31 protein-coding genes are annotated in these 25,592 nt (G+C 49.5%); 21 read left to right on the top strand and 10 right to left on the bottom strand.

The genetic code is table 11. The annotated features are described in order from the left end of the window. Nucleotides 1-55 precede the first annotated feature (55 nt). On the bottom strand, nt 56-244 hold the full coding sequence (locus NYE70_RS13190) for a hypothetical protein (RefSeq protein WP_211026032.1): 189 nt from the start codon (nt 242-244) through the stop codon (nt 56-58). Nucleotides 245-443: 199 nt separating this feature from the next. Between NYE70_RS13190 and NYE70_RS13185 the strand changes: the two genes are divergently transcribed. Together NYE70_RS13185 and NYE70_RS13180 are read left to right on the top strand one after the other, a co-directional pair. After that, the gene (locus NYE70_RS13185; protein WP_211026034.1) at nt 444-1,328 is read left to right on the top strand and encodes a cation diffusion facilitator family transporter; all 885 of its coding nucleotides are present in this window, start codon (nt 444-446) and stop codon (nt 1,326-1,328) included. Nucleotides 1,329-1,624: 296 nt separating this feature from the next. Next, on the top strand, nt 1,625-2,656 hold the full coding sequence (locus tag NYE70_RS13180; protein WP_341046287.1) for a C40 family peptidase: 1,032 nt from the start codon (nt 1,625-1,627) through the stop codon (nt 2,654-2,656). A gap of 80 nt (nt 2,657-2,736) precedes the next feature. Here the strand turns inward: NYE70_RS13180 and NYE70_RS13175 are convergent, their stop codons facing one another. Continuing rightward, a complete protein-coding gene (locus NYE70_RS13175) occupies nt 2,737-3,063 on the bottom strand; it encodes a hypothetical protein (protein ID WP_211026038.1) in 327 nt (108 codons plus the stop codon). A gap of 134 nt (nt 3,064-3,197) precedes the next feature. On the opposite strand from NYE70_RS13175, the gene NYE70_RS13170 reads away from it, so the two are divergent. Further along, the gene (locus NYE70_RS13170; protein ID WP_341046286.1) at nt 3,198-3,770 is read left to right on the top strand and encodes a hypothetical protein; all 573 of its coding nucleotides are present in this window, start codon (nt 3,198-3,200) and stop codon (nt 3,768-3,770) included. Between the two features lie 94 nt (nt 3,771-3,864). On the opposite strand, the gene NYE70_RS13165 is transcribed toward NYE70_RS13170, so the two are convergent. Continuing rightward, nucleotides 3,865-4,029: a DUF1328 domain-containing protein gene (locus NYE70_RS13165; protein ID WP_211026042.1), complete on the bottom strand. Its 165-nt coding sequence runs from the start codon at nt 4,027-4,029 to the stop codon at nt 3,865-3,867. A 274-nt stretch (nt 4,030-4,303) separates the two neighbouring features. Here NYE70_RS13165 and NYE70_RS13160 point away from each other — a divergent pair, with 274 nt between their 5' ends. The 11 genes from NYE70_RS13160 (at nt 4,304) to NYE70_RS13110 (ending at nt 16,279) form a co-directional block, all read left to right on the top strand. Beyond that, entirely contained in the window at nt 4,304-4,813 is a 510-nt protein-coding gene (locus NYE70_RS13160) for a DUF948 domain-containing protein (protein WP_211026044.1), read from the top strand. Between the two features lie 96 nt (nt 4,814-4,909). Continuing rightward, entirely contained in the window at nt 4,910-5,461 is a 552-nt protein-coding gene (locus NYE70_RS13155) for a hypothetical protein (protein WP_341046285.1), read from the top strand. Between the two features lie 112 nt (nt 5,462-5,573). Then, nucleotides 5,574-5,918: a general stress protein gene (locus NYE70_RS13150; protein WP_211026048.1), complete on the top strand. Its 345-nt coding sequence runs from the start codon at nt 5,574-5,576 to the stop codon at nt 5,916-5,918. Between the two features lie 217 nt (nt 5,919-6,135). Then, nucleotides 6,136-7,305 carry a PP2C family protein-serine/threonine phosphatase gene (locus tag NYE70_RS13145; RefSeq protein WP_341046284.1) on the top strand — a complete coding sequence of 390 codons (1,170 nt, stop codon included), beginning with the start codon at nt 6,136-6,138 and terminating at the stop codon, nt 7,303-7,305. Further along, complete coding sequence (locus NYE70_RS13140) at nt 7,302-10,967, top strand: response regulator (RefSeq protein ID WP_341046283.1); 3,666 nt, start codon at nt 7,302-7,304, stop codon at nt 10,965-10,967. The genes NYE70_RS13145 and NYE70_RS13140 overlap by 4 nt, the downstream gene beginning before the upstream one ends. Before the next feature lie 122 nt (nt 10,968-11,089). Next, the gene (locus NYE70_RS13135; RefSeq protein ID WP_445323774.1) at nt 11,090-11,965 is read left to right on the top strand and encodes a CheR family methyltransferase; all 876 of its coding nucleotides are present in this window, start codon (nt 11,090-11,092) and stop codon (nt 11,963-11,965) included. An 18-nt stretch (nt 11,966-11,983) separates the two neighbouring features. Then, complete coding sequence (locus tag NYE70_RS13130) at nt 11,984-13,633, top strand: response regulator (RefSeq protein WP_341046282.1); 1,650 nt, start codon at nt 11,984-11,986, stop codon at nt 13,631-13,633. Between the two features lie 59 nt (nt 13,634-13,692). After that, nucleotides 13,693-14,031: an STAS domain-containing protein gene (locus tag NYE70_RS13125; protein ID WP_211026056.1), complete on the top strand. Its 339-nt coding sequence runs from the start codon at nt 13,693-13,695 to the stop codon at nt 14,029-14,031. A gap of 16 nt (nt 14,032-14,047) precedes the next feature. Beyond that, nucleotides 14,048-14,500, top strand: coding sequence for an anti-sigma B factor RsbW (rsbW, locus tag NYE70_RS13120; protein ID WP_341046281.1), 453 nt, complete (start codon nt 14,048-14,050; stop codon nt 14,498-14,500). Further along, nucleotides 14,497-15,273, top strand: a complete 777-nt coding sequence (locus NYE70_RS13115; protein WP_211026060.1) for a sigma-70 family RNA polymerase sigma factor — start codon at nt 14,497-14,499, stop codon at nt 15,271-15,273. The genes rsbW and NYE70_RS13115 overlap by 4 nt, the downstream gene beginning before the upstream one ends. Before the next feature lie 31 nt (nt 15,274-15,304). Continuing rightward, nucleotides 15,305-16,279 carry a magnesium transporter CorA family protein gene (locus tag NYE70_RS13110; RefSeq protein ID WP_341046280.1) on the top strand — a complete coding sequence of 325 codons (975 nt, stop codon included), beginning with the start codon at nt 15,305-15,307 and terminating at the stop codon, nt 16,277-16,279. Nucleotides 16,280-16,358: 79 nt separating this feature from the next. Here the strand turns inward: NYE70_RS13110 and NYE70_RS13105 are convergent, their stop codons facing one another. The 3 genes from NYE70_RS13105 to NYE70_RS13095 all read right to left on the bottom strand — a co-directional run bounded on the left by NYE70_RS13105 (nt 16,359) and on the right by NYE70_RS13095 (nt 17,475). Then, nucleotides 16,359-16,583 carry a hypothetical protein gene (locus NYE70_RS13105; RefSeq protein WP_211026064.1) on the bottom strand — a complete coding sequence of 75 codons (225 nt, stop codon included), beginning with the start codon at nt 16,581-16,583 and terminating at the stop codon, nt 16,359-16,361. Between the two features lie 40 nt (nt 16,584-16,623). Beyond that, nucleotides 16,624-16,944, bottom strand: a complete 321-nt coding sequence (locus NYE70_RS13100) for a DUF5665 domain-containing protein (protein WP_247682070.1) — start codon at nt 16,942-16,944, stop codon at nt 16,624-16,626. Nucleotides 16,945-17,031: 87 nt separating this feature from the next. Then, nucleotides 17,032-17,475, bottom strand: a complete 444-nt coding sequence (locus NYE70_RS13095) for a YtxH domain-containing protein (protein ID WP_211026066.1) — start codon at nt 17,473-17,475, stop codon at nt 17,032-17,034. A gap of 204 nt (nt 17,476-17,679) precedes the next feature. Here NYE70_RS13095 and NYE70_RS13090 point away from each other — a divergent pair, with 204 nt between their 5' ends. After that, nucleotides 17,680-18,393, top strand: a complete 714-nt coding sequence (locus tag NYE70_RS13090) for a pirin family protein (protein WP_341046277.1) — start codon at nt 17,680-17,682, stop codon at nt 18,391-18,393. A gap of 14 nt (nt 18,394-18,407) precedes the next feature. On the opposite strand, the gene NYE70_RS13085 is transcribed toward NYE70_RS13090, so the two are convergent. Further along, nucleotides 18,408-18,632, bottom strand: a complete 225-nt coding sequence (locus tag NYE70_RS13085; RefSeq protein WP_213655848.1) for a DUF1128 domain-containing protein — start codon at nt 18,630-18,632, stop codon at nt 18,408-18,410. A gap of 131 nt (nt 18,633-18,763) precedes the next feature. On the opposite strand from NYE70_RS13085, the gene yyaC reads away from it, so the two are divergent. Together yyaC and NYE70_RS13075 are read left to right on the top strand one after the other, a co-directional pair. Beyond that, nucleotides 18,764-19,303, top strand: coding sequence for a spore protease YyaC (yyaC, locus tag NYE70_RS13080; RefSeq protein WP_373316837.1), 540 nt, complete (start codon nt 18,764-18,766; stop codon nt 19,301-19,303). Between the two features lie 89 nt (nt 19,304-19,392). After that, nucleotides 19,393-20,196: an alpha/beta fold hydrolase gene (locus tag NYE70_RS13075; protein WP_341046275.1), complete on the top strand. Its 804-nt coding sequence runs from the start codon at nt 19,393-19,395 to the stop codon at nt 20,194-20,196. Between the two features lie 85 nt (nt 20,197-20,281). Here NYE70_RS13075 and NYE70_RS13070 read toward each other — a convergent pair whose 3' ends face one another. Further along, nucleotides 20,282-20,449, bottom strand: coding sequence for a hypothetical protein (locus NYE70_RS13070; RefSeq protein WP_341046274.1), 168 nt, complete (start codon nt 20,447-20,449; stop codon nt 20,282-20,284). Nucleotides 20,450-21,008: 559 nt separating this feature from the next. Here NYE70_RS13070 and NYE70_RS13065 point away from each other — a divergent pair. Both NYE70_RS13065 and NYE70_RS13060 read left to right on the top strand, forming a co-directional pair. After that, entirely contained in the window at nt 21,009-21,668 is a 660-nt protein-coding gene (locus tag NYE70_RS13065; RefSeq protein ID WP_341046273.1) for a DUF6483 family protein, read from the top strand. A gap of 88 nt (nt 21,669-21,756) precedes the next feature. After that, nucleotides 21,757-22,977 (top strand): class I SAM-dependent methyltransferase, encoded by a 1,221-nt coding sequence (locus NYE70_RS13060; protein ID WP_341046272.1) that lies wholly within the window; start codon nt 21,757-21,759, stop codon nt 22,975-22,977. A gap of 144 nt (nt 22,978-23,121) precedes the next feature. Here NYE70_RS13060 and NYE70_RS13055 read toward each other — a convergent pair whose 3' ends face one another. Then, nucleotides 23,122-23,313 carry a hypothetical protein gene (locus tag NYE70_RS13055; RefSeq protein WP_341046270.1) on the bottom strand — a complete coding sequence of 64 codons (192 nt, stop codon included), beginning with the start codon at nt 23,311-23,313 and terminating at the stop codon, nt 23,122-23,124. A gap of 270 nt (nt 23,314-23,583) precedes the next feature. On the opposite strand from NYE70_RS13055, the gene NYE70_RS13050 reads away from it, so the two are divergent. Then, nucleotides 23,584-24,036, top strand: a complete 453-nt coding sequence (locus NYE70_RS13050; protein ID WP_341046269.1) for a hypothetical protein — start codon at nt 23,584-23,586, stop codon at nt 24,034-24,036. Here the strand turns inward: NYE70_RS13050 and NYE70_RS13045 are convergent. Beyond that, a complete protein-coding gene (locus NYE70_RS13045) occupies nt 23,981-24,445 on the bottom strand; it encodes a hypothetical protein (RefSeq protein ID WP_341046267.1) in 465 nt (154 codons plus the stop codon). The two genes, NYE70_RS13050 and NYE70_RS13045, sit on opposite strands and share 56 nt — an antisense overlap. 225 nt (nt 24,446-24,670) lie before the next feature. Here NYE70_RS13045 and NYE70_RS13040 point away from each other — a divergent pair, with 225 nt between their 5' ends. After that, nucleotides 24,671-25,477 (top strand): hypothetical protein, encoded by an 807-nt coding sequence (locus NYE70_RS13040; protein ID WP_341046266.1) that lies wholly within the window; start codon nt 24,671-24,673, stop codon nt 25,475-25,477. Nucleotides 25,478-25,592: the final 115 nt, after the last annotated feature.

The following is a 25,592-nucleotide window of genomic DNA, read 5'->3' as shown; positions in this document are numbered from 1 at the left end:
ACAAGCCGCAGCTGTCGATAGACAGCCGCGGCTTGTTTTTGTTCGGGGACGGGGCCTACGAGCCTCCGGTCCGCCGGCGCTGGTTATTCGGTTTTTTGTTGTTTTGACTTTTTAGCGCCTTGGTCTGCTGGTTACCCTGCATTCCCGGTTTGCCCGAATTTTGTTGTTGCTGTTTTTTTTGCTGCAGCTTCTGGCGCATAGCTTCGGCCAGGTCGATTTTACGGGGTTCGTTATTTTCCGTCATCATGATCATCTCCTCATATTGAAGGGGGCTTGTTCCTATTTTAAACGTTTTTAAATATCCGTACAACGGGAATAATGATCAGGGGTTGCTTTTGCCTAGTGCAACACTGTTTCTCTGGACTTACACGGATTCTGTTTGCTACTATGATGGAACGACTTTGAAAACTTCATGTTGGGGAGAGAGCTGGAGGTGCAAATGCTTGGATATCTATGATGATATACGCAAAGGAGAACGGGGAGCCTGGGTCAGCATTACGGCCTATTTAGTGCTGACCGCCTTTAAATTGATCAGCGGTTATTTTTTCGCCTCAAGCGCGTTATTGGCGGACGGTTTTAATAATCTTACGGACATTGTAGCTTCGGTAGCGGTGTTGATCGGACTGCGTATTTCACAGAAACCGCCGGATTCGGATCACGCATACGGCCATTTACGGGCCGAGACCATCGCTGCGTTGGTGGCTTCATTTATTATGGCTATGGTCGGTATTCAGGTCATTATTAGCGCAGTGCGCTCATTGATTGAAGGACAGCATACCGAGCCTGATATATTATCCGCCGGAGTGGCGCTTATTTCTGCCGTAGCCATGGGCGGTGTTTATGCGTATAACCGGAAATTGGCCAAGCAGATTAATAACCAAGCATTGATGGCTGCCGCCAAAGACAATTTGTCGGATGCTATGGTCAGCGTGGGTGCTGCGGTCGGAATCGTCGGGGCCCAGTTCGGGCTCCCTTGGCTGGACGGAGTCGCCGCTGTTTTGGTAGGGTTGCTGATCTGCAAGACGGCTTGGGAAATTTTCCGGGATTCTACTCACAGCTTGACCGACGGATTCGATGAGAAAGAGCTCAGCGACCTGCGGGGGACGATTGCGAGAATTCAAGGTGTGGAAGGGATCAAAGATTTAAAGGCCCGCGTGCATGGAAACCATGTGCTCGTCGATGTCGTCATTGAGGTTGATCCGCAATTATCCGTCATTGAAAGCCATCATATCAGTGATCGGGTAGAAGAACGAATGAGAAAGACCCAAAATGTAATGCACGTACATGTTCATGTGGAGCCGAAATCGGCTGAACCCGTTAATTCGTAGTCATTGTAGTAAGCTAGTTCAAAAGACTAACCATAAGTTGGATGGAAACCGGCAGACTTGCTCTGGCGGTTTTTCGGTATGCGCAAACGAGTTTTGAGGCCCATTCCCAATAGGGAATAGGGCCTCTTTTGTTGCTCAGGTACTAGGCAGATTGTAGGACGATAGCTTGATAACTGTGAGAATCGACGGATTTAGACAAACTTCGACATGGGCTATAATGGGAGGAAGCCCAAAGAAAGGGGGAACGACACAAGATTAGCCTATAGACACCAAGATTATCTTCAAGGAGGCACAACATGAAACGAAGCATTGCCGTATTAGCGATGAGTGCTGTATTACTTAGCTCTTATACATCAATACCAAGACAGGTATCGGCTGCAGCCCAGTCGGTTCAAAGCGTACTCAAAGGACATATTGAAAACGGTGTAAATTTACGCGATAAGCCTTCGCTTTCCGGCAACGTGGTCGGATTTCTGAAAAAAGGTATGGATGTAACGATTTTGGAGCGAAGCAGCGATTATTTTTATAAGGTTAAAAGTCAGGATGGAGCAACAGGATATGTCAGCGCTTCGGAGAAATACATAAGCGTTGGCCAAGCAGCCACGACTCCTAACGGAGGGGGGCAAGGAACCGCAGGGGTTGTCGTTTTCGGCGTTAATCTGAGGGATCAACCCTCTACCTCGGGGAAAATACTTGGCATGCTCAGCAAAGGAACTAACGTTACGGTTCTGGAGCGGAGCAACGATTATTTTTACAAAGTAGTTACCGAGAAAGGCAAGACGGGTTATGTCAGCACTTCGGATAAATACTTGGAAATCAGCGGTAAGGTGGCCGGACCGTCTCCAACGCCTGCCCCGACACCGAAACCGGAACTGCCTTCATCTCTTCAGGCTAAGGTGGATCTCGTAATCAAGGCGGGTAAAAAATATCTTGGCACCCCGTATGAATATGGGTCCGATCGAAACACGACAACGACTTTCGATTGCTCCGATTTCGTTCGCCAGGCATACCGCGATGCGCTCGGGATCGTGCTTCCCGCCGATTCCCGCAAGCAAGGGACATGGATTCGCGATAACGGGACGGTCGTATATGATACCGGGAGTTTGAAGGCGGGCGATTTGGTGTTCTTCATGGAGTATAGAGGTTCAAAGGCCTCTTCTTATCAAAACATTGACCCGAACAACCAACGAATTACGCATGTATCTATTTATCTTGGCAATGGTCAAATGCTTCATACCTACTCTTCAAGTTCAGGCGGAGTACGAATCGATAAGTTGGATGGTTCGTGGAAATACCGTTTCCTCTATGGGGGAAGCGTGCTTAAATAAGTCTATACGTTCTTTCTAATAAAAATCGCTCCGCAGGATGAGGGAGAGCCCTTTGCCTGCGGAGCGATGTTGTTATACATTTAGAAGTAGGTTGGAACGTAGCCTGGGATGTAAATCCAAGCTTTGCCGAGCCAAGTGTAAATTTCTACCCAGTCATCGACCGTTTGGCCGGTAGGATGTACATCCTGCGGCGCTAATGCGCTCAACGCCACGCCGTTCGGGTTATTATAGAAATAAGTGATTTCCTTAAGCGTTACCGGATTCGGTGCGATGATGACATCTGCGGCCTCAACGATAGGCTCCTCGACTACAGGGGCAACGGGCTCAACGACAGGATCTGCGGATACTGCCGTAGCAAAAGCGGCGGTAAGAATAACGGATGCGGAAAGGGCTGCTAGCTTTTTCATAATGTGTTTCCTCCTTCAATCGGATTGTAATGTGTTCGTATACATGTAATAAACAGTCAAGCTACCTAAGAATCATTTTCCAGTTTATTTTTTTTAGTAACTTCAAAAATATCTGTTAAAGGAGGGAGCTTCCGATGGGAAAACGCAGGCTGTTCGTCGGCTTTGTACTTTTGTTGATCGTGGTTTTGCTGGTAGCCCTAGTGTTGTATATCCGTCCTGCAAAGAGCCTTGATTTACGATACTCCTCGATAGACTGGAAGGAGAAGCTGCTTGTTATGGCGGAGACCCGTCAACCGGCGCTGAATCTTTCGGAATCTGAGCTTAATCAGTTGGCGAAGAAAGAGCTGAATCAATATGTTGCGGAACAAGAGCTTCCGGTAAATGTTACAGGGGCCGAGTTTCGTTTGAACGGAAATCGGCTTACGGCCGATTTAAATGTTGCTTGGGGAGCGATTGAAGCGGGTGTGGAGGCCGGGTATCTAATGGAATATTCCTCAGGGAAGCTGCTGCTTGTTCCGGAGACTTTGTCGATCCGTCGATTCTCATTCCCTCCGGCAAATTTCGGACTTGAGCCTATTTCCATTGATTTAGGCCAGTATCTCCCCGAGGTTGTGAAGGTTAAAGAGGTGAACTTCCAGGAGAAGGCGCTCCGAATCAGCTTTAAGCTGGATTGGATCGAAGTCGCCAGATATTTGGATTTGTTGTAGCATCACAAACTAAAATTCAAAAGAATCAAAAAAACAGCAAGCCCCAAGTAAATGGAGGCTTGCTGTTTTTTTGATTCGAAAGAGAATCAGCAGGTTACAATGAGCGTCTTCTTCCTGTAAACAACGAGATTACGAATAGGACCAGGAATATGAAGAACAGAACTTTGGCGATCGAGGCGGCTGCGGCCACAATATTGAAGAACCCGAAGATGCCGGCGATCAAAGCTACAACCAGAAAAATCATAGACCATTTCAACATGGTAATCATCTTCCCTTCATATTAAATTATTGTATAGTGTAACTGAGGGTGCACTTACCGAGCGTTCTCCATGACCGGCTATCTGCCTATGCGGAGGGCAGAAGCCTGAGTGAAACGCTTCGCTCGTAGCCTTAATTAACCCGGGTATTTTGGCTTGAAACAGAACAATAATTTCCTTCGGGAGAGCGCTCCTGGCGCTTGTTTCGGGCCTTATGGCTTAGGGTAACTAAGGAGTATTGAACGATGAATCCTTTACAGAAAGAGAGGGAACGGAATGATCTGGGAAATAAGCGTTGCACTTATAGCCGTAGCATTTGCCGTACTAGTTGTATTTCTAATTAAAACCCTTAAAGCAGCGGAAAAGTCGTTGGATAAAACGACCCAAACCCTGCAGGAAGTCCAGAAGACTATCGATGAGCTAAGTTATGAAGTTAAAAATGTGGTTAGGCAAGCTAACGACATTACGGGAGATTTGCAGCATAAAATGGAGCAAATCGATCCGGTGCTCGAATCGGTTAAAAATGTCGGGGATGTGCTGAATGAGGTCACTCTGGCCGCCAAGCAGGTTTCCACGGCTTTTATTGACAGAATTAAAAGCCCGCCTAAGCCTAAGCATCCCAAGGTCTCCGAAGCTGCAAAGACCCAGCCTGCGGTAGCGCAAACGCCCGAAGAAATGCGGGCCTATGCTTTACCATATGAAACGCCCAAACCCGCAACTCAACCTCCGGGATGGATGAAATGGGTAGACGTCGCCGCCGGGATTTGGCAAAAGTACCGCTCTTAATTAAGAACGGTACATAGAATCTAAATGATTCAGCGCTGCGGCAGGGTCCGCACGGAAACGCAAGGGATTGCCGGAGGCATGCAAACTTCAGGAAGGGTGAGAAATATGTTGAATGCACTGTTGCTGCTGTTGGGACTTCTTTCCCCCTTTGCCGGCGGAATGCAGGCGACTGCCGATTTACCGTTGCCGTCTACAGCCCGCCTTGCTCTTTGGCAACCCTCGTTTCCGGCCCAAGCGGCGGACGATACTTGGGGAAAGATCACCTCTATGGATTCCTTCGACTCCATGGATGGGATTACCCTGTATGACGACTACAAGAGTGTCCTGTCTAAAAAGGGAGAGCCGGATTCAGCAGATAAGGATCCTTATACCGGCTATACGGAATTCCGTTATGACGGCCTGATGATTGGTCTATATGAAGGCCTTGTTTATTACGTGCATACCGGTCCGTCTCCGGAAAAAATGTCTTTAAACGGGATATCGATTCCGTTGCAAGAGGTTTGGCTCCGTCACTATTTCGGGGAACCGGATTTTGTGGCGGAAGACGGGGATGTTTATATCCGGGGAAATGCAGCGCTTAAGGTCTACAGAGATCCTTTGTCGGGAGAGGTGACAGGTGTCGACCTGTTTGATGATGCGGCTTCATAAATGTATATCAGGGAATAACGATAAAAACTGATTCAAAAAACTGCTTATAGGGTAATATACTCTAGCTTTTAACTTTAACTTGCGTGAATTTATAACTAAGGAGCGTGGTATCATGAGCACGATCGACAACAAATCATATGCCAAAGTAGTCCAAAACGGTGTACAGGCTGTTGAGACCGTCCAAGAGCTTCACTCCACCGGATATTCAGCCGAGGATATTTTCGTACTGGCACACGATCAGGATCGAAGCGACAGAATTGCGGAAGCGGCAAACGCTAATGAAATTGGGATTAAAGAAGAGGGTATGTTTGCGGCAATCGCCAATTTATTCCGCTCCCGGGGTGATGAGCTGCGGGCAAAAATCGTTTCGCTTGGTTTTACGGAAACCGAGGCGGCGTTCTATGAAAAAGAATTGGATCTTGGAAAAGTGCTGGTCATCGCAAGAAGAACCGACTGATTTATTTTAAGCTGGGCTTTTAGGGTCCGATACATCAAAAACATAGATAAGGAATGGGAGAAAAAGCCCCATTCCTTATCTATGTTTTTGGAAGGGGATGCAAATCTTGACTAAACAGGAAGAAAATCGTCATTTTGTGTCGATAGAAGCCCGAAACATGTTATCCTAAATGGAAGGAAAGATTCCGTTATTATTTAAAATGATTAAGGAGAGTTGTATGAGAATTTTAATCGTTGACGACAATCCAACAAATATCATAATTATTCGGGAAATATTGAAAAAGGAGGATTATCGGGATACAGCAGCTGTTTCATCCGCTCATGAAATGTTTGAGCGTTTAGGTGTTGAAACTCCGGGGCAGTTCACGGAAACCGGGGTCTCCGATATTGACCTGATTTTGCTGGATATGATGATGCCGGAGATGGACGGAATTGAAGCCTGCCGTCTGTTGCAGCAATATGAAAATTTGAAGGATATTCCTATCATTATGGTAACAGCGGTAGGGGATTCGAAAAAACTGGCTGAAGCGCTCGATGCCGGTGCTGTCGACTATGTGACAAAGCCGATCAATAAAGTGGAACTGATGGCCAGAATAAGGCTTGCTTTGCGGCTGAAGCAAGAGAAGGACTGGCATAAGGAACGGGATCAGAGAATCCAGGAAGAATTAAAGCTGGCTGCTATGATTCAGAATGCCGTCTTAAGCTCACCGATTCAGGATCCTCTTTTTGAAATCGACGCACTCTATAAGCCCTCATTTGAACTCGCGGGCGATTTGTATTCCTGGTATCCGCTCGGCGAAGGCAGATACGGGGTTATATTGCTTGATATGATGGGCCATGGCATCTCCTCGTCTTTATTCTGCATGTTTATTGCCTCCGTCCTGAAAGACACCGTCAGTACCTATGTAGAACCGGAAAAGGTTATTCAGGAACTGAACCGGAGATTCAATCTGCTGTACATCGACAGTCAGCTTGTCCAATACTATTTTACGGCCATTTACCTGGTGGTAGACACAAGATATAAGAAAATCGATTACGTCAATGCAGGACATCCTCCAGCGCTATTTTACCAGCAGGATAACCCTGTCGTTAAGTTGAACGCCGTATGCCCGCCGGTCGGGTTGTTCGACAAAATCGAAGCTACGACCCAGACGATTTATTATGAAGGCGACGGACATCTCGTCCTTTATACCGACGGACTTACCGAAGCGGTGGAAGGAACTCAGGACGAGCAATTGGATTACCTGGAGCAAAAGCTGCGGGGAAGCCATATTTTTAATAAGGAAGAGACAGAGCGAGTGTTGTTTGATGGGGATCTCCCACAGGAACGCGAAGATGATAAATGCCTGGTGTGGATCTCATTAAAAGGAGGAGAAGGCAAGGAATGAAGATTAGAAGCAAACTGGTGATAGGTTTCAGTTCGCTGATCGTTATTCTGCTGATATTGACATTTACAAGCTATGATCGGCTGAAATATATGAATAGCGAACTGGACAACATATCTTCCAATAAATATTTCATTATAAAGAATGCAACCGGTATGCGCGGCGAATATAACGATATAGCTCGAACTTTGACGAATATGCTGCAAAAGCAAGACGATGAATACACAGCTTCGCAGCTGTCTAAATTGACCGAGATGAACAAATCCGCCTTAAAATATTATGAATTGATCAAAAGCAAGGCGACAACCCCTGAAGAACAACGCGTCATAAGCACTACCGATAAAGTTATCGCGGATTTTGAGAGCTATAAAGAGCGAGTACTTGAACTGATGAACCGGAAGGACTATCAGACCGCGAACCAATATCGGTTGGAGACCGGGCAAAATGTTCAGGATACCTTGCTAAATTCCTTAAATGATATGCGGGATTACTATAATGCCCAGATCGATATGGCTGTAGCCAGTGCCGGAGAGGCCTACGAGCGTTCTATACAAATGGCTATCGTCATTATGACGTTAGGCTTGCTGGTTGGTCTAGGTGTCGTGCTTTGGATACTTCCGAGCATATCCAGAGGATTTAATACAGTCAATCGGATGATGAGTTATTTTGGAAAGAACGAACTCAATGCGATTAAAGAAGTACCTATCCATTCGAAGGATGAAATAGGCGAGATGGCGCAGGTCTTCCAGGAAATCTCCATAGATTTACAAGAGAAGCAGGAGACCGAGCAAAAGTATATGCAGCTGCAGATGGATCAATCCTGGGTCGATTCCAACCTTGCGCGCATTACGGAATTGCTGCATGGAGTTAATTCTCTAGAGCAGATTTCACAAATGTTTATCAGCGAATTCACCCCACTGCTTGGAGCACAGTATGGAGCCCTCTATCTCCGTAATGAAGATCAGAGTCCGGATAAGCTCTATTTGGCGGGCGCCTACGCAAGTAATCATGACATTAAGTCCCCGGACACCTTTAGAGTCGGCGAAGGGCTGATCGGACAGGCTGCCCTTGATAAGAAGCCGATTTCGTTGGAGAATGCTCCAAGCGACTATGTATCGGTTAGATCGGCTCTTGGGGAATCCAAGCCGAATCACATTCTTATTTATCCGATCATGTTTGAAGACGAAGTGCTTGGCGTAGTTGAGTACGCCGGGTTTGATCCGTTTACGCCGCTTGAAGAGACTTTGATGTCCGGTCTGGCGTTAAACCTTGGCATTATTCTGAATAATATCAATCGTCGTCTGCGCGTAGAAGAATTGCTGCGCGAATCCCAGGCGTTGACCGAGGAGCTCCAGGTTCAATCGGAAGAGCTGCAAACCCAGCAAGAAGAGCTGCGCCGGTCGAATGAAAGCATGGAGAAACAGACCGTGGCGCTGAAGCGCTCAGAGGAACTGCTGCAGCGTCAGCAGGAGGAACTGGAGCATTTCAATACGGAATTGATCGCCAAGACGCGTGCTTTGGAAGAACAGGTCCAAGAGGTTGAAGAGAAGAATAACGAAATCGAGAAGACAAAGATCGAACTGGAACGTCATGCGGCCCAACTGGCTGTAACAAGCAAATATAAATCGGAATTTTTAGCCAATATGTCTCATGAGCTGCGGACTCCGCTCAACAGTCTGCTTATTCTTTCACAGCTGTTGTATGAAAATAAGGAAAGCAACCTGACCGATAAACAGATCGAATATGCGCATACGATTCATATGTCCGGCGCCGATCTCTTGAAAATGATCGATGAAATTCTGGATCTGTCCAAGGTCGACGCGGGCAAAATGGAAATTAACCAGGAAACGGTCCGACTTGATGAAATTAAACGGTTCGTGGAGCAAAACTTCGGTCCTGTAGCGCAGCGTAACAAAATCGACTTGCGGATCGAAATGGATGAGAACGTGCCGAAAGAAATTCAGACGGACGGGCATCGGGTGAAGCAGATTCTCCGTAATTTGCTCTCGAATGCATTCAAGTTTACGAGCCGCGGACAGATTGCGGTAAGTATCAGAACTGCCGATATAGACCAGCTGCCGCCGGCTCTGGATTCTTCCCGGGGATACCTGGAAATGTCCGTCAAGGATTCGGGAATCGGGATTCCTGCCGACAAAATGGATCTTATTTTCGAAGCCTTCCAACAGGTCGACGGCACAACCAGCCGCAAATACGGCGGTACCGGACTCGGGCTGTCGATCAGCCAAGGATTGGCGGGATTGCTCGGCGGCATAATAACCGTTACATCCGCGGAAGGGGAGGGCAGTGTCTTTACACTCTATCTGCCGGAGGATGCTCCGTCCCAGTTGTTTATTGCCGATCAGGAAGCCGCGGTGACCAGTGCGACGGTTGCTCCTTACTTCAGCAGCAAGGGATCCTATGTCCGTCAGGTTGAGGAGCCGGTAACCTCGTTAAATCCGATGGATGACGACCGGGAATTGATCGAGGCAGGCGACAAGGTCATGCTCATCATTGAGGATGACGTCCAGTTTGCGAAGATTTTGCTCGACATGTCCCGCAGTCATGGCTTCAAAACCCTGATCGCGATCCAGGGGGATAAGGGATTGCAGATGGCGATGGAGTACAAGCCGGATGCGATTATTCTCGATATTCAGCTTCCTGTCATGGACGGCTGGTCTATCTTGAACGAACTGAAAAGCACTGCCGCCACAAGGCATATTCCGGTACATGTCATTTCTGTAGTCGATGAGGCGAAGCAGGGACTTATGATGGGAGCCATCGCCTACTTGCGCAAGCCTTCTACACGTGAGCATTTAGAGCGTGCCTTCTCCCATATCGAGTCGTTTACCGAGAAGAGCCTCAAGCATCTTCTGATTGTGGAAGACGATGATGTTCAGCGGAATTCCATTATTGAACTGATCGGTCACGATGATGTAAGAATTACGGCGGTTTCTACCGGCGGAGAAGCGTTACAGGAACTGCGGGAGAAACATTACGATTGTATGGTGCTGGATCTGATGCTGAGCGATATCACCGGCTTCGATCTGCTCGACCAGATCCGGGATGACGAGGATCTGAACGATCTGCCGATCATTATTTATACAGGTAAGGACCTTGATAAGCAGGAGGAATTGCGCCTGCGTAAATATACCGAATCGATCATTATTAAAGACGTGAAATCTCCGGAAAGATTGCTTGATGAAACGACACTGTTCCTTCATCGCGTCGAAGCGGACTTGCCGGAGGACAAGCGGCAGATTTTGCAGAAGCTTCATAACAAGGAAGAACTGTTTGAAGGCAAGAAAATTTTGCTTGTGGATGACGATGTGCGTAATGTATTCGCCTTGTCCAGCGTTCTTGAAAGCTACCGCATGAATGTGATTTATGCGGAGAACGGCAGGGAGGCCATCGACTTCCTCAAGGAACAGGATGACATCGATATGGTTCTGATGGATATGATGATGCCGGAAATGGACGGATATGAGGCCATGCGGCAGATTCGCCAAATGCCGGAATATGCGAAATTGCCGATTATTGCCCTAACGGCGAAGGCCATGAAGGACGATCGGTCGAAATGTATTGATGCGGGAGCTTCCGACTATGTGAAGAAACCGATCCAGACCGATCAATTGCTGTCATTAATGCGGGTATGGTTGTATTCGTAATCCGGTAGAAAGGGTAAAAGAACTGTAAGAGGACGTTCAAAAAGTCATCTTTCCATGACGAAGCAGGTCAAGGCGATAAATGAGAAGTGTGATTTCATAGTATTATAATCGGAGTTGAATCTATGGCACCCAGTGAATTTACGGAGTTTTCGGATATGGAATCGTATAGCCAGCCTGTAGAAAGTGAACGGGAGTTGCTCGAAATCGAGCTGCTTCTTGAAGGGGTTCACCGGTTGTACGGCTATGATTTCCGCAATTATGCCCTTCCCTCGCTGCGGAGGCGGATATGGCACCAGGTGCATGCAGAGCATCTCTTGACCATATCAGGCTTGCAGGAAAAGGTGCTGCATGATCGGGCCTGTTTTCAACGTCTTGTATACAGCCTGTCCATTCCGGTTACGGAGATGTTCCGGGATCCGCCCTTATTTCGGACATTCCGGGAGAAGGTCATTCCACTGCTAAGGACATATCCCTATATCCGCATATGGCATGCCGGTTGTTCTACAGGGGAAGAGGTTTATTCGATGGCCATTCTGCTGCATGAGGAAGGTCTATATGATAAATCGAGGATTTATGCAACCGACATGAACGGGAAATCACTGCAGGTGGCCAAAGAGGGAATTTTCGGAATTCAAAAAATGAAGCTTTATACGAAGAACTATCAAGAGGCGGGCGGGACACGCTCGTTCTCCGAGTATTATACGGCAAAGTACAATTCCGTAATATTTCAGCCTTTTTTGCGCAAAAACATAATTTTTGCCGAGCATAATCTGGCGACCGATCAATCATTCAATGAATTTAATGTTATATTTTGTCGAAATGTCATGATTTATTTTGATGAAACACTGAGGAACCGGGTTCATTCGCTTTTTCACGATAGTTTGAGCCATTTCGGGGTACTTGTGCTGGGAGCAAAAGAGTCCATTCATTTTACGGATTATGACGATTGTTACGAACCTTTAGACAAGGTGGAGAAGATTTACCGAAAGATCAAATGAAGGATGCGGGAGGATTCCATGGGGGCCCAAGAACCGATTCATATCTTGCTGGTAGATGACCGCCCAGAGAACCTGATGGCCCTGGAAGCGGTGCTGGAAAGTGAACAATATCATTTAATTAAGGCGACGTCGGGCGAAGAAGCTTTGAGGTTTTTATTGAAGGATGATTTTGCCGTAATCGTGCTTGATGTCCAAATGCCCGGACTTGACGGAATCGAAACCGCGAAGCTGATCAAAGCCCGGGATAAGACCAAGGATATTCCGATTATTTTCATCTCTGCCAACAGCAAGGAGGCGGAGCATTTGTTCGCGGGATACTCCGCCGGTGCAATCGACTACATGGTAAAACCATTTATTCCGCAAATTCTAAGATCGAAAATCGAAGGCTTCGTAGACATGTATTTGACCAATCAGCGGCTTAAAACCCAAAGCATGCTCCTACAGCAAAAAACGCTGGAGCTCGAACGGGCTAACGAGGAACTCGTAAGGGCCAAAGAAGCCGCTGAAATTGCCGCGAAGGCGAAAACGGAATTTTTGGCTATGATGAGCCATGAAATTCGTACCCCGATGAACGGTGTCATCGGGATGATCGATCTGTTGATGGAGACGGAGCTTCAAGACGAGCAGAAGGAATATGCCGAGATTATCCGGGGCAGCGCAGATACGCTGGTCACGATCATCAACGACATCCTGGATTTTACGAAAATGGAGTCCGGAAAAATGGAGCTGGAAGAAAGTCCGTTTGAGTTAAGGGCTACGATTCAGGAAGTCAGCAGTCTGTTTTCGTTGGATGCGAGCCGAAAGGGCCTTGAGTTCGTTTCGTTTGTCGATGAACGAATTCCTGCGCTGCTTTACGGGGATATGGGGCGGCTGCGCCAGGTGCTCATTAATTTGATCGCAAATGCGATGAAATTTACCGAACAGGGCGGAATTTATCTTGTCGTATCCAGCAGAGAAATGGATGATGGCAAGTTTATGCTTGAATTTACGGTGAAGGATACGGGCATCGGGATTTCGCCTGAGAAGGTCGACCGCTTATTCAAGCCTTTTTCACAGTTGGATTCGTCCATGACGAGAAAATACGGCGGAACCGGGCTTGGTCTGGCGATTTGTCAGACCCTTGTCCATATGATGGGCGGTACGATCAGAGTAGAGCCTCTGGAAGAAGAAGGAGCGACCTTTGTCTTTACGATTTGCGTAAGTATGTATGAGGATGACACGGAGGAAATGGCCTGCACGGCGCAGGAAATTTCGTTTGTTGGAGATCCCGAGCACAGGGAGCGCGTGCTGGTTGTCGACGATCACCCTGTAAATCAGCGCCTAATGGTAAGCATGCTAAGGAAACTGGGGTATGAAACAGAGATCGCGGAAGACGGCGTTGAGGCGGTAGATATGGCTCTTTCACATGGCTACGATTTTATATTTATGGATTTGCAGATGCCGGTCATGGATGGTCTGGAAGCCACCAAGCGGATTCGTGAGCTCCATAAACCGGGCAGAAAACCGAAAATCATAGCGATGACAGCTAATGTGATGGACGGCATTAAGAGCAAATGTCTGCAAGCGGGAATGGATGATTACGTAAGCAAACCATTAAAACTAAGCACCATAAAGACAATTTTATCCAAATATAGCAATAGTTTTATTGCAGAATCTTCGATTCGTTGATTCATGACCCGGTATGACGGGTTATTTATAAAGAAAACATATTTCAGGAGAGAGTGTCTATGAATACAAATAAAAATGAGAAGTTTACAGCTACGTCGCAAGTGGAGAACGGCACATGCACAGTTTTTTTGCGCGGTGAGTTGGACTTGTCCGTTGCTCCTGATTTTCGCCAGGTGATGGAGCCATTGGCTCTTAACGACAAACAGGACCTGGTGCTTAACTTAAAGGATTTGAAGTACATTGACAGTACCGGTATTGGAATTCTGTTGTCGATTTTGAAGACAAGACACGGAATGCAGGCCGGTTTCCTGGTAAGAGAAGTGCCGGAACAAATTCAGAAACTGTTCGATATGACCGGAATTGCTAAGTTTTTTGTCACACAGGAGAATTCCCAATAGGAAAGGAAAGAGTAACATGATAGACGAAGTGCAAAAAGTTGTAATCAGTTTGCCGGCGACTGCGGAGTATGTCGATATAGTTAGGTTGAATCTGTATGGTATTGCTTCTAAAATGGGTTTCTCCTATGAAGAAATTGAAGATATGAAAGTCGCCATTTCCGAGGCGTGTAATAATTCCGTCTTGTACGCATACAAAGATAGCGATGGAATGATGGAAGTCACCTTTGAAATTGTAGGCGATGCATTGTCCATTACGGTCAGAGATGAAGGGGAGAGCTTTGATTCGTGGGGCATGGCCGGAGAACGGCAAGCGCTGCATAATAAAGAATTGAATGAAGCCCAAATTGGCGGACTCGGATTCTATCTTATGCAGGCGCTTATGGATGAAGTCAGCGTCGTGAATGACGCTGGAAAAGGAACCAAGGTGGTTATGACTCGCCGCTTAATGAAGAGCGAGGAGAAAGTATGACGGATAAATTGACTCCCCCCGAGTCTTTGAATGAATCCACCAGCTTGATCTGGGAATATCAACAAACTAAGGACAATGATATTGCAACGGTCCTGATTCAAAAGTATGAACCCATGGTAAAAATGGCGGCGGGAAAGATCGCCCGCAACCGTCCCGATCTTTATGAAGATTTGTATCAGGTAGGACAAATGGCTCTAATCCGGCTGCTTCAGCAATACGATATCGAAATGGGGATTCCGTTTGAGCCCTATGCGATGAAGAGCATGATCGGACATATGAAGAACTTTTTGCGGGACAAGTCCTGGTATATACAAGTTCCGAGAAGAATCAAGGAAAAGGGTGCTCTGGTCCAGCAGGCGATCGACGAATTGACCGTCAAGCTGGAACGTTCCCCGGACGTCAAGGAAATCGCCGATTTCTTGGAGCTTTCCGTGGAAGAAACGGTTGAAGTTCTTGCCGGCAGGGAATGTTACCATTACGTTTCCTTGGATTCGCCGCTATCCCAGGAAGAAAGCGCAGCAACCCTGGGCGAGCTGATCAGTTCGGAAGCGGATGATTACGACACTGTTGAGAAGCGGATGGATTTGCAGCAGGCGCTCAGTCAGCTCAAAGAACAGGAGCAACAGGTACTGTTGCTTGCTTTTCAAGAGGGTCAATCCCAGCGGGCTATCGCCCAGAAGCTGGGCGTATCCCAAATGAGCGTATCCCGGATTCAAAAGAGGGCGACGGAGAAGCTGAAGCAGATTATGTCCAATTCAAACTCGGCTTTTTAACGTTTTTATTACGACGAAGGAGCCCGTTTTCATGGATGACAGGAGAAAAATTCGGGTAAACGAAATCGACCAGGGATGGTCCTGGATTGATCTTGAAGTAAAGAATTGGGACGACCCCGAAGTCCGGCAGTTAAACAATGACTATCCTTTTGCCGCGGAATGGCTGGACATGCTTCCGAAGGTAGAATCCAATTATTTGTCCGTAAGATTTCCGGACGGCAGGGAGCCGATCATATTCGGCTCCCTGCTTTATTCAGTTGTGGAAGAAATCAAGGATGGAACCAGCGATTGCGAAATGATGCATTTCTTTGTTGGCGAGAATGCGTTGATCACGATTAATCTGGATGCAAATACTTGCCGGGTGATGGAACAGCAGGATCATCGAGCCATGCTGTATTCCTGTTCACGGCCGATCGACGGCCTGTTCGTACTAACCCGGACGATCCTGCATTACTTCCATAGCGGGATGGACCGCTTCGAACAGAAGCTGCGCCGCGTGGAAGAAACCATGAAGAAACGCAACCACAAGCATCTCATGGACCGGATATTGAGCGCCCGCTTCGAGCTGCTTTACTGGTCTAACCTGTTCATTCCGTTTATGGAGTTGATCACGGCGGCCCGTGAGGCTTATCTGGATAAAATGGACGAAAGTGTGCCGTTCAAGCGGTTTTCATACCGGGCGGAACGCATGAGAGGGCTTGTTAAGCATTATGAGAAGGAAATAGACACGCTGATTTCCATTGATGACGCCGTTTCCGCTTTTCGCGGCAATGATATCATGAAGACCTTAACGATCATGACCGCGATCTTCACTCCGGCAACCGTAATCGGAGCGATCTGGGGGATGAACTTTAACTTTCTCCCATGGGTCAAGCAAGGTATTTTCGGCTTCTTGTTGATTTCCGGACTGACCCTGTTTACGACGGTCGGATTTTATGTCTGGATCAAGGCAAAGGGGTGGACCGGCGATTTGCTTGAGGTGGAAGAGGAAGATTCGAATCTATAGACAGATAAAAAACCTGGGCGGCAGGAAAAAGCCGCTCAGGTTTTTTATCTTGTTTTGACTGAAAAGTGCCACTGTGAGTTTATTGCTCGGGATCCGCAACGATCCCTTGCTCATGGTCCTCGCTATTTGTGGACATTTCCTCCATATCCTCGCCGAGCTGCTTCAGATCCTCCATATCGTTGACCATGGAGCCGTTCTCCGCGACGGAAATACTCTTATGCTCGGGATATTCGCCTTCCCGGGCTTCGCGAATTTGCTTCTCTACATACTCCTGCTGCTCTTCCTCCGCTTTTTTAGATGCCATAGGAATCACTCCTTAGTAAGTGGTTATCCTTATTCTCCCGTTACGGTTTGGATTTAATGTAGTCCTGGAGATTCTTAATGTAGTCGCCTACCATCGGAAGGTCGACGAACAGGCTTAGCACCCAGCCGAGCAAACCGAGAATCACGAAGGTTCCCACACTGAGCCCCAAACCGCGCGAAAGACCGGCCATAAAATTGGTGAGAATCCGTTTTTTCGGGTTCGTATAATTTTCCAGGATATCCTTGAAGTCCGCTTTCTCCAGCATATCGGCAATGTTGTCAAGCCTGCCGTTCAAACGCTTCACTTCATGCCTGAGTTCAAACGGATGCTCCTTGGTATCATATGGATTCATGCGAGCCATTTGGCACCTCCCTGCCGTGATTTTGTGGGATGAAAATAGAAATCGCCAGCTGCCCGAGCTGGCGATTCAGGGGACAGCCCCAGGAGATTAGGAATTCAGGGAGGACCCGAATTCGCGTTTCGTTTCATCCTTGGTATTTGTCACGTCTTTCATCAAGTCTTTGGAAGTATCCTCGGTTTCTTTGGCTACGCCCTTAGCTTCTTCCTTGATGTCTTCGGACACGTCGGCAGAGGCTTCTTTGACGCTGGACATGATATTACCGGCACTGGTGCTTACGGTTTTTGCCAAATCCGTTGTTTTGGAAACAACGTTCTTAGCCAGTTCAGAACCCTTCTCGCAAGCAACGGAGGCGAGTTCTTTCGATTTGTCCGTAGCGACGCCAATTTTATCCGACAGATCGCTGCGCAACTCCCGGCCCGGCTTAGGTGCATATAACAGTGCTGCTGCTGCCCCGAGCAATGCCCCGATGACTAAACCTTTCGTAAACGTTCCACCGCTTTGTACTGGATATTCCGTTTCTGCTTTATTCATGATCGATCGCTCCTTTTTATATAGAATTGTATTGTTAAACCAATTAAAAGCTGCCTTGAAGCTTGCTTTTCTTACTTCGTAATTAAACGATACTGCTAGGCGTGAAACAAATAGTGGGTCGTATTGAATTGATTAATGAATTTGGGAAGAGGGTAAAAAATAGCAAATCCATGAAGGTTTTTATAGAGAGCGAGGAGGATTAGGATGATTAAGGTGGTTACATCGGAAGAGCGCCATACAGTGAAACAAGGTCCTGTCCAAAGCGAGTTCAGCTTTTCCTTTGCCGATTATGACGATCCCGGCAATGCCCATTTCGGCTGTCTGCTGGTATTGAATGATCATACATTGGCGCCCGGTAAGAAAATGAATGCCCATCCGCACCATGATCTGGAGATTTTAACCTATGTAATATCGGGTGAATTGGGTCATGGCGATGATTCAGGCCAAGCCCGGATTTTAAAAGAGGGCAGCTTTCAGGTGCTGAGTGCGGGGACCGGAATTAGTCATGAAGAGTATAACTCCTCGGAGTTGGAGCCGGTCCGTTACCTTCAATTGTGGTTCCTTCCCGAACGCAGAAGCTTGCCTCCGACCAGAGAGGACCTGCTGATTCCCCGTGAGTCGCGGATGGGAAGCATGGAGCCGGTCGTGACCGGGAGGGGTGGCAATGGCCCCTTAAAGATCCATCAGGACGTAGAAGTATATATCCCAGTCCTACAGGACGACAGGGAAATCTCCGTTCCGACCCGGAATCGCAGGCAGCATCTGTTCGTGATCTCAGGACATGTCGAGTTTAGTTGCGGAAAACAGCGGTTTACCCTGGGGCCAGGTGATGCGGCCCGAATTCAGCGCGAAGAGGCCCTGAGCTTCCGTAAAACAGGAGAAGAGCCGTCTGAGGTCATGATTATCGATTTACCTTGACGGACTTCCGTTCCTTATTTATTGCGCAGCTTTCCAAGCTCTTGGGCCAGGGCTTCGACTTCAGAGATGCTGAGACGTTCTTTGCTTGTGACAAGCTCGTATATATCCAGAATATCGTCATATTGGTCTACATGAAAGGCAGAAGCGTTCATGGCGGCTCCGGTCGCCATTTTCAGCTTCGTTTTAATGGCTTCAATCATATATTCCACGTTTTCCTGGTTCTTTTGCGTTAAGTCCATTGTGCTCATCCTTTCTCATTACGTGTCCCGGACATTGTACCATGTTAGGGGCGGAGAACGCACACTATGTTTTGCGGTGACGGGGCGGTTTGCGGTACAATCAGGGTACCTTGGAACAGAGAGGGGGACGGTTGTCGGTGGATGAAAGCAGCGTTTTATCGGTTGAAGGTTTTAAAAGGAAAAAAGTGGCCGGCAACGAGCTTGCCGGTTTTTTTCGCGGAATCAGGACCAGGCATCCGGGCCAGGAAATTACCTTTCTATGCATAGGCACGGATCGCTCCACCGGGGACGCCCTCGGCCCGCTCGTCGGCACCCGTCTCGAAGAGAAGGGATTTACGAGCGTAATCGGAACTCTGAAATTTCCTTGCGACGCGGCTAATCTGGAAATGCGCATGTCGGTCATTCCGGAGGAACATATCATCGTGGCGATCGATGCCTGTCTGGGGTCCGCTTCCTCCGTCGGAAATTACCTGGTATCCGGACTTCCGCTCATTCCCGCCCAATCGGTCGGCACCGTCTTACCGGCGGTAGGCCATTATAGCGTGGCAGCGGTCGTAAACGTAAACGGTCCCAAGCCGTATTGGACCCTGCAAATGACTTCGCTTCATCAAGTCATGGAGATGGCGGGCGTTTTGGCGGATTCTATCGTTCAAGGTTTCAGAGGGCAGTAATTTGGCTTAAATAAATAGAATCAGAACAGATAAGAGGTACTATTGAAATGGATCAGTCCATCTTATCATTGAAGGAAAGAGGGAAGCTTATGGAGAAAGTTACGATTGACGGATTCACAATGGCTTATGAAGAACAGGGACAAGGAGAAACGGTCGTGCTGCTCCATGGTTTCTGCGGAAGTTCCGCATACTGGGAGCGGGTTATGCCTCTTCTGGCTTCCTCTTGCAGAATCATTGCACCGGATCTCCGGGGGCACGGTTCATCGGATGCCCCTATGGGATCTTACACCATCGAGCAGATGGCTGACGATGTGGCCCGGTTATTGGAAACGCTCGGTATCGAGCGCTACACCCTGCTTGGTCATTCGATGGGTGGTTATGTCGCATTATCTTTGCTTCAACGATACAGTGAACGTCTAAATGGATTCGGTCTGATCCATTCCACCGCATACCCGGATAGTGAAGAAGCGAAGGAGAAACGGCTTCAAGCGATTGCGACCATCGCGAGTGAAGGAATTACCGCATTCGTTGATGGGCTGGTTCCCGGCTTGTTCGCGCCGGATTTGCGTGATACCTTGTCTTCCGAAGTGAACCGGGTCAAGGAGATCGGTTACAAAACGCCGCCGCAAGGAGCGTCGGGAGCGGCGATGGCCATGCGTGAACGGATTGACCGCAGGGATGTCCTGTCGGCAACCGTCCTGCCGGTGCTGTTGGTCGCTGGAGAGAATGATTCGGTCATTCCGCTGCAGCGGGCATTCACGACCGAAGGGGATTCCGTAACCAAGGCCGTTATCAAGGGTGCCGGTCACATGAGCATGTATGAAGCTCCTGACCAACTGTCATCCGTGATCAGCGACTTTTTGCACGGGATTTCCGAATCCGCACCATCCTAAGTTTCACATCAAGTAAAGAGCTGCCGGAGTTCATAGAACTCCGGTTTTTTGCATTTACTGAGCTGTCTGAGCTGATTGAGCAGACTTAGCCGACTGAGTAGACTACGCTGGCTACAGTGGCTACAGTGGCTACAGTGGCTACATTGGCTACAGTGGATGCACTGGCTGTATTGGCTGTATTGGCCGATGGCGGCATAGTCTCGCGTTTCGATTTCTGGTGTAAAGTAAAGTTGCTTCCTATCCTAGCGGACATGAGAGCCGTTAAACTTCCCAAAAACGGGGATTTACTATCCTAAAGGACACCAGAGCCCTTATTCGTGCGGAAATTCGAAGAAAATGGACATATTCGCGTGAATAAGGTCTCCTGTGTCCTTTAGAATGCTTAGGCTGCAAAAAACAGCTAGTTAAGGCCTCTTATGTCCGTAAGCCCTTATGGTTGATCCCAAATAGGTAAAAGGACGCCGTTAGACGTTTTTCTTAATGTTAATAGCAGGAATTCAAAGTGGAGTTGGCTTGCTGCGGAACCGCCTTTGCTGGAAATTGAGATAAAAATGGCTTACAATTTGATTCTGATGATCCATTACAGTACAACCTCTTGAACAACCTCATAAATTGAAAGTTTAAAAAGTCGACTTTTCAGCACCGAGAAGGTTGCGAGAACCCGAAGAAGGAGGAACGGAGTGTAGGCAAAACCTACATGAGTACCGGACTTCGAGGATGAACGCAAGATTCGACGTCGATTTAACGACTTGAAATGCTTCGTGATCAAAAGATGACTTTTTGAACTACCTCTTAAGGAAGGGTGGGGCCGGATGCTGAGAAAAGATTATTTAGTCCGCATGATTGAAGAAATGACCGAGATCATCGGCAAAGTATTTGATCTGAAGCAGCAGAAGAAATGGATCGAAGCTTTGTGGGAGCTTGATGAGCTTTATAAAAAGCAATTCCGGCTGAATTCGCGTCTTATAGGATCCCTTGGAGCAAAGGATATAGTGGAGCTGCTGCGAACCGGAGGGACCGTGGAGGCGGATAAATTGCAAAGCCTGGCCCGCCTGGTGAAGGAAGAGGGAGAGATCTATAGTCAAACGGGACAATCGGATGAATCCATTTTCCGCCTGATGAAGGCATTGCATTTATATTTAGCAGCGGGACAATATGGGACAGACCGTACCCTATGGAATTTGGACGGGGAAGTCCGCGAATTGCTGACCCGGCTTCAAGGCTACCGGCTTCCTCCGGATACGGAGCGGTTGCTGCTCTCTTATGAAGAAAGCGAAGGAAGATATGATCAGGCGGAAAATGCTCTCTACCGCTTGTTTCAGGATGGAGTCGCGACTAAAGAAGAAGGTATCGCTTTTTATGAGCGTTTGCTGTTAATTGACCGGGAAAGACTGGAACAGGGCGGATTGCCCGAGCAAGAAGTTCGGGAGGGGCTGCAGTCCTGGATGGCGGCGGCTCACGAAGAGAATTAAGATGCACTAAGGACTTGGCGTGCAGGTTTCTAACAGGAAAGAAGCCGCTGCCTTTTTATATTCGACATGAAAGCGAGCGGACAGAATTATGGAAGGATTACGTAATCTCATTCACCAAATATCGGAACAAGGCGGACTGATCTCCGCTACATTAAGTCAGCGCCGGAAAGCGGGAGAGGACGGATACACTAAAACCGTCATTAAGCCGGTCTTGCTGAAGGGGGCGCTGCACTACCAGTTTGCCAACCATTCCAGCAACAAGGTTGTTCATGAGAACATCCCGGCTGATTCGCTGGAAGACGGGTTGATGAAGCTGTTCGAAGAGACATTCCGACAGGGGTTGATATGCACCGCCGAAGCGGATTATCAAGTTCTGATCAGCAAGAAATATAAAGTGTCGATTTTAACGAAATCGCCGACCAAAAAGCCGGGCGTCCTCACGCATAACCGGGCTAAGCAGTACATTTTGCAAGAGGGCAAGCCTGTTCCTTTTTTGATCGAGCTGGGCATTATGAATTCCGAGGGCAAAGTACTGGCAAAAAAATACGACAAGTTCAGGCAGATTAATCGATTTCTCGAGATGGTTCAGGATGTGCTTCCTCATTTGCCGGAGGGACGGCCTCTTACCATCGTGGATTTCGGCTGCGGTAAGTCCTATTTGACGTTCGCGTTGTATCATTATTTGTCAGTAGAACTGCGAAAAGAGTTGAAAGTGGTCGGACTCGACCTGAAGGCGGATGTTATCGAACACTGCGGAATGCTGGCGAAAGACCTGAATTATCAAAATTTACGGTTCCTTGTCGGAGACATCGCGGATTATGACGAACTGAACCAGGTCGATATGGTCGTGACGCTGCACGCGTGCGATACGGCGACCGATGCCGCGTTGGAGAAGGCCGTCCGTTGGGGAGCTTCCGTCATCTTGTCCGTACCGTGCTGCCAGCACGAATTGTTCGGACAGATTAATAGCCCGGTGCTGGATCCGCTTTTGTCGCACGGAATTCTTAAGGAGCGCTTTTCCGCGTTGGCGACGGATGCCATTCGGGCGAAGCTGCTCGATATTATGGGCTACAAAACACAATTGCTTGAATTTATAGACATGGAACATACCCCAAAAAATATTTTAATCCGTGCGGTAAAAGCCAAAACTACCGATACGGACCGGTTATGGCGCGAATATACGGAATTCCGGGATTTTCTGAAAGCTGAGCCTTATCTGGAAAAAGCCTGCAAGGATTTGCTTCCAGTAGCTGAGATAGCGACTGCGACTCCTGCAGCGTCTGAAGCAGACCGGACGGGCCAGCTGTAAAAAAGAATATGTCTCATCCCGGTCAAGACGATGGGAGAAGATGAGAAGTCTTTTCCGGGATCGGTTTGCGGTTTGCGTCCAATGAATCAGGTCAACACTTTGAGTGTTGGCCTTTTTTGGTTATAGAATTAATAAGTTTTAACGTTAGCGGATTTGCCCGTCAGGGGAGAACGAATAACGGGCTGGATGAGAATTAAAAAAAAGCGCTGTGAACGGAGTGGAGTAAATGCGGGGAGTAATCTTTTCAAAGCTCGGAACGATATCGCTGCCTGCGGCTATTTTGATTACGTCTATCGTTGTTTGCGCTACCGGCGGAATGCTCTTTGTTGATTCCATCCACATACTTCTACTGGTTTCACTTTGGCTTATAGCAGGAGCAATAGCGGCAGGGGCAGCAACAGGATATAGGATCTCCGGAACGCTCGGATACAAGGAGTCGCTGCCATTATCGTCGCCTTTGCCATCTCCATTACCATTTCCAACGAGGGAAAGGAATTCAATCTGGGAATTAGGGCTGGTATCCGGTCCTTTTGTGATCGCTTTGCTTTACTCTGTCCGATTGTTGAATGATCCGGTGTCTTATCAGGCGACAATGATGTCGGTTCTATGCTGGCTGTTCTTTGGTTGCTTTGGAATCGCGCTAAGGAGCTTAGGCATTCGAACGGGGAGCGGGCGTTTTATGGAGCGAGGCTGGCTGCTCCTTACCGGCGGACTTGCCGTTACCGCGCTGGCCGCCGTCTACGGGGGGCTGCCGCTACCTGGCGCGATCCTGCGCACGGAAGATCGCGAACTGGCGGCGGCGGGGGCCAGGCTGGGCGGTCTATTACAGTACCCGAACACGTTCGGTGCTGTCATGGCTGCCGCGATGCTGGAGCGGCTGACCGCCTTGGGCCGCTTGCCCAGCGCGGCCTTTACACGGGCAGCAGGCTGGCGGGGTTACTGGACCGGCGTTCTGGGGCCGGTCTTCGCCCTTTGCCTGCTGCTGTCGGAATCGCGCGGCGCGCTAGCCGCAGCAGCCGCCGGTTGGGCGGCGGGCTGCCTGCTGCTGCGCGGCCGTGAACGGCTGCGCTATGCGCTGCAGTCCGGCGTGGCCGCCGGAGCGGGCGCGCTGCTCGCCGCCCAGCTCGCCGCCGCGCAGCTGGCGCCGCCGGCGCTGCCCGGACTGCTGTCGCTGGCCGCCGTACTGGCGGCCGCGATCGCGCTGTCCGGGCTGGCGGCACGCGCCGCGACGCCGGGGCGTGCCCGCGGGCAGCGCGCGGGCCACCGCCGCGCCATGCCACGGCACCGGCGGCTCCGGCGCCACGCGGCGGCAGCGCTGCTGGGCGCCGCGGCGCTTGCGGCCGGCGCCGTGCTGGCGGCTGCCGGCGGCCTGCCGTGGCGGCTCACCCGCGCCGCCACGCTGTTCGCGCGCGGCGAGCTGTACGCCGACGCCCTGCGGATGCTGCGCGAAGCCCCCTGGTTCGGGCAAGGAGGGGATGTCTGGCGGACGATGTTCCGCAGCATCCAGAGCCGCCCTTACGTGGGCAGCGAAGTGCACAGCGGCTACCTCGATTTCGCGCTGGATCTGGGCACTGTCGGCCTTGCGGTTATGCTCTGCTGGCTGGGCGTCATCGCCGACGCTGTATACCGGTCGGACCGGCGCCTCCTGCCGGCCCTTTGTGTGCTATTGCTGCACAGCGCCATTGATTTTGATATGAGCTACGGGTTCTTTTGGCTGCTGATCTTATGGCTGGCGGCATGGAGGACGAACAGTTCGCCGGAGCGGCCTTCGCGTGATTCCAAGCTATTCCGATCCAATCGTCCAGGGCTTGTCCTCGTCCCCTCTCTTGTTCGTTCGCATGCCGCCAAGGCCCGCCTCCGTGCGGTGATGATGGCCTTCCTAGCGCTGGTTCTGCTGGCCGGCGGCATCAGCGGACTGCGTCAAGCGGAAAGCCTGCGCATGCAGCGCCTGGCTGCGTCAGCCTCCGAAGCCACCCGTCCGGCCGAGGCAGTCCGGCTGCTGGAGCGGGCTGTCGCCTTGGCTCCTGCGCGGGCGCAAGCCCGCCTGGCCCTGGCTGCCGCCTTGCCTCCGGCCGAGGCGGCCGAAGTGCTTCGCCGCGGGATGGCCTATGAACGAGGCCATCCCGGCTTGGAGCTTGCGCTCGGTTTGGCCCTCGCGAAGCAGGGCGACCCCGCGGCTCTGGCTCATCTCCGCCGGGCCGCGGAACTGGACCGGTACAGCCGTGCCGTGCAGACGGCTGCGCTGCGGGGAATCAGCCTGCTGGTTGACAGGCTGGACGCGGACGGCAGGACGGAACAGTCCCGCCAGGCCGCAGCCGAAGGCATAAAGGCTTACCGCAGCTATGTCCTGCTGGCCGAACGAGCTAGGGAGGGCCGCGATGACCGTGATTTCCGCCTAACCCGTGAGGCGGTTTCCCTGGGGATATTGCTGGAGGCGCGTGGGGGCGTTCCAAGTTCATATTTTCCAGAGCCAGCGGAGAGCCTTTCGGATCGCTTTTAAGAGGTTTGATTTAGAAGCGGTATAGACCTGCCCGGCATCGAAGCTTGAATTCGGCCATCGCTTCATCGGCAACCCGCTTGGTATGGACTAACCGATCATCGCCGGGCGGCCCAGC

This window comes from Paenibacillus sp. FSL R5-0407, from assembly GCF_038009185.1.
Taxonomy (GTDB): Bacteria; Bacillota; Bacilli; order Paenibacillales; family Paenibacillaceae; genus Fontibacillus; species Fontibacillus vini.
This window is presented reverse-complemented; position numbering and strand designations above follow the sequence as displayed.

Excerpts from the sequence above, each read along its gene's own strand:
- NYE70_RS13190 (WP_211026032.1), bottom strand. The coding sequence starts at position 244 with ATGACGGAAAATAACGAACCCCGTAAAATCGACCTGGCCGAAGCTATG.
- NYE70_RS13180 (WP_341046287.1), top strand. The coding sequence starts at position 1,625 with ATGAAACGAAGCATTGCCGTATTAGCGATGAGTGCTGTATTACTTAGC.
- NYE70_RS13175 (WP_211026038.1), bottom strand. The coding sequence starts at position 3,063 with ATGAAAAAGCTAGCAGCCCTTTCCGCATCCGTTATTCTTACCGCCGCT.
- NYE70_RS13170 (WP_341046286.1), top strand. The coding sequence starts at position 3,198 with ATGGGAAAACGCAGGCTGTTCGTCGGCTTTGTACTTTTGTTGATCGTG.
- NYE70_RS13165 (WP_211026042.1), bottom strand. The coding sequence starts at position 4,029 with ATGTTGAAATGGTCTATGATTTTTCTGGTTGTAGCTTTGATCGCCGGC.
- NYE70_RS13160 (WP_211026044.1), top strand. The coding sequence starts at position 4,304 with ATGATCTGGGAAATAAGCGTTGCACTTATAGCCGTAGCATTTGCCGTA.
- NYE70_RS13150 (WP_211026048.1), top strand. The coding sequence starts at position 5,574 with ATGAGCACGATCGACAACAAATCATATGCCAAAGTAGTCCAAAACGGT.
- NYE70_RS13145 (WP_341046284.1), top strand. The coding sequence starts at position 6,136 with ATGAGAATTTTAATCGTTGACGACAATCCAACAAATATCATAATTATT.
- NYE70_RS13140 (WP_341046283.1), top strand. The coding sequence starts at position 7,302 with ATGAAGATTAGAAGCAAACTGGTGATAGGTTTCAGTTCGCTGATCGTT.
- NYE70_RS13135 (WP_445323774.1), top strand. The coding sequence starts at position 11,090 with ATGGCACCCAGTGAATTTACGGAGTTTTCGGATATGGAATCGTATAGC.
- NYE70_RS13130 (WP_341046282.1), top strand. The coding sequence starts at position 11,984 with ATGGGGGCCCAAGAACCGATTCATATCTTGCTGGTAGATGACCGCCCA.
- NYE70_RS13125 (WP_211026056.1), top strand. The coding sequence starts at position 13,693 with ATGAATACAAATAAAAATGAGAAGTTTACAGCTACGTCGCAAGTGGAG.
- rsbW (WP_341046281.1), top strand. The coding sequence starts at position 14,048 with ATGATAGACGAAGTGCAAAAAGTTGTAATCAGTTTGCCGGCGACTGCG.
- NYE70_RS13115 (WP_211026060.1), top strand. The coding sequence starts at position 14,497 with ATGACGGATAAATTGACTCCCCCCGAGTCTTTGAATGAATCCACCAGC.
- NYE70_RS13110 (WP_341046280.1), top strand. The coding sequence starts at position 15,305 with ATGGATGACAGGAGAAAAATTCGGGTAAACGAAATCGACCAGGGATGG.
- NYE70_RS13105 (WP_211026064.1), bottom strand. The coding sequence starts at position 16,583 with ATGGCATCTAAAAAAGCGGAGGAAGAGCAGCAGGAGTATGTAGAGAAG.
- NYE70_RS13100 (WP_247682070.1), bottom strand. The coding sequence starts at position 16,944 with ATGGCTCGCATGAATCCATATGATACCAAGGAGCATCCGTTTGAACTC.
- NYE70_RS13095 (WP_211026066.1), bottom strand. The coding sequence starts at position 17,475 with ATGAATAAAGCAGAAACGGAATATCCAGTACAAAGCGGTGGAACGTTT.
- NYE70_RS13090 (WP_341046277.1), top strand. The coding sequence starts at position 17,680 with ATGATTAAGGTGGTTACATCGGAAGAGCGCCATACAGTGAAACAAGGT.
- NYE70_RS13085 (WP_213655848.1), bottom strand. The coding sequence starts at position 18,632 with ATGGACTTAACGCAAAAGAACCAGGAAAACGTGGAATATATGATTGAA.
- NYE70_RS13075 (WP_341046275.1), top strand. The coding sequence starts at position 19,393 with ATGGAGAAAGTTACGATTGACGGATTCACAATGGCTTATGAAGAACAG.
- NYE70_RS13070 (WP_341046274.1), bottom strand. The coding sequence starts at position 20,449 with ATGTCCGCTAGGATAGGAAGCAACTTTACTTTACACCAGAAATCGAAA.
- NYE70_RS13065 (WP_341046273.1), top strand. The coding sequence starts at position 21,009 with ATGCTGAGAAAAGATTATTTAGTCCGCATGATTGAAGAAATGACCGAG.
- NYE70_RS13060 (WP_341046272.1), top strand. The coding sequence starts at position 21,757 with ATGGAAGGATTACGTAATCTCATTCACCAAATATCGGAACAAGGCGGA.
- NYE70_RS13055 (WP_341046270.1), bottom strand. The coding sequence starts at position 23,313 with ATGGAATCAACAAAGAGCATTCCGCCGGTAGCGCAAACAACGATAGAC.
- NYE70_RS13050 (WP_341046269.1), top strand. The coding sequence starts at position 23,584 with ATGCTGGCTGTTCTTTGGTTGCTTTGGAATCGCGCTAAGGAGCTTAGG.
- NYE70_RS13040 (WP_341046266.1), top strand. The coding sequence starts at position 24,671 with ATGAGCTACGGGTTCTTTTGGCTGCTGATCTTATGGCTGGCGGCATGG.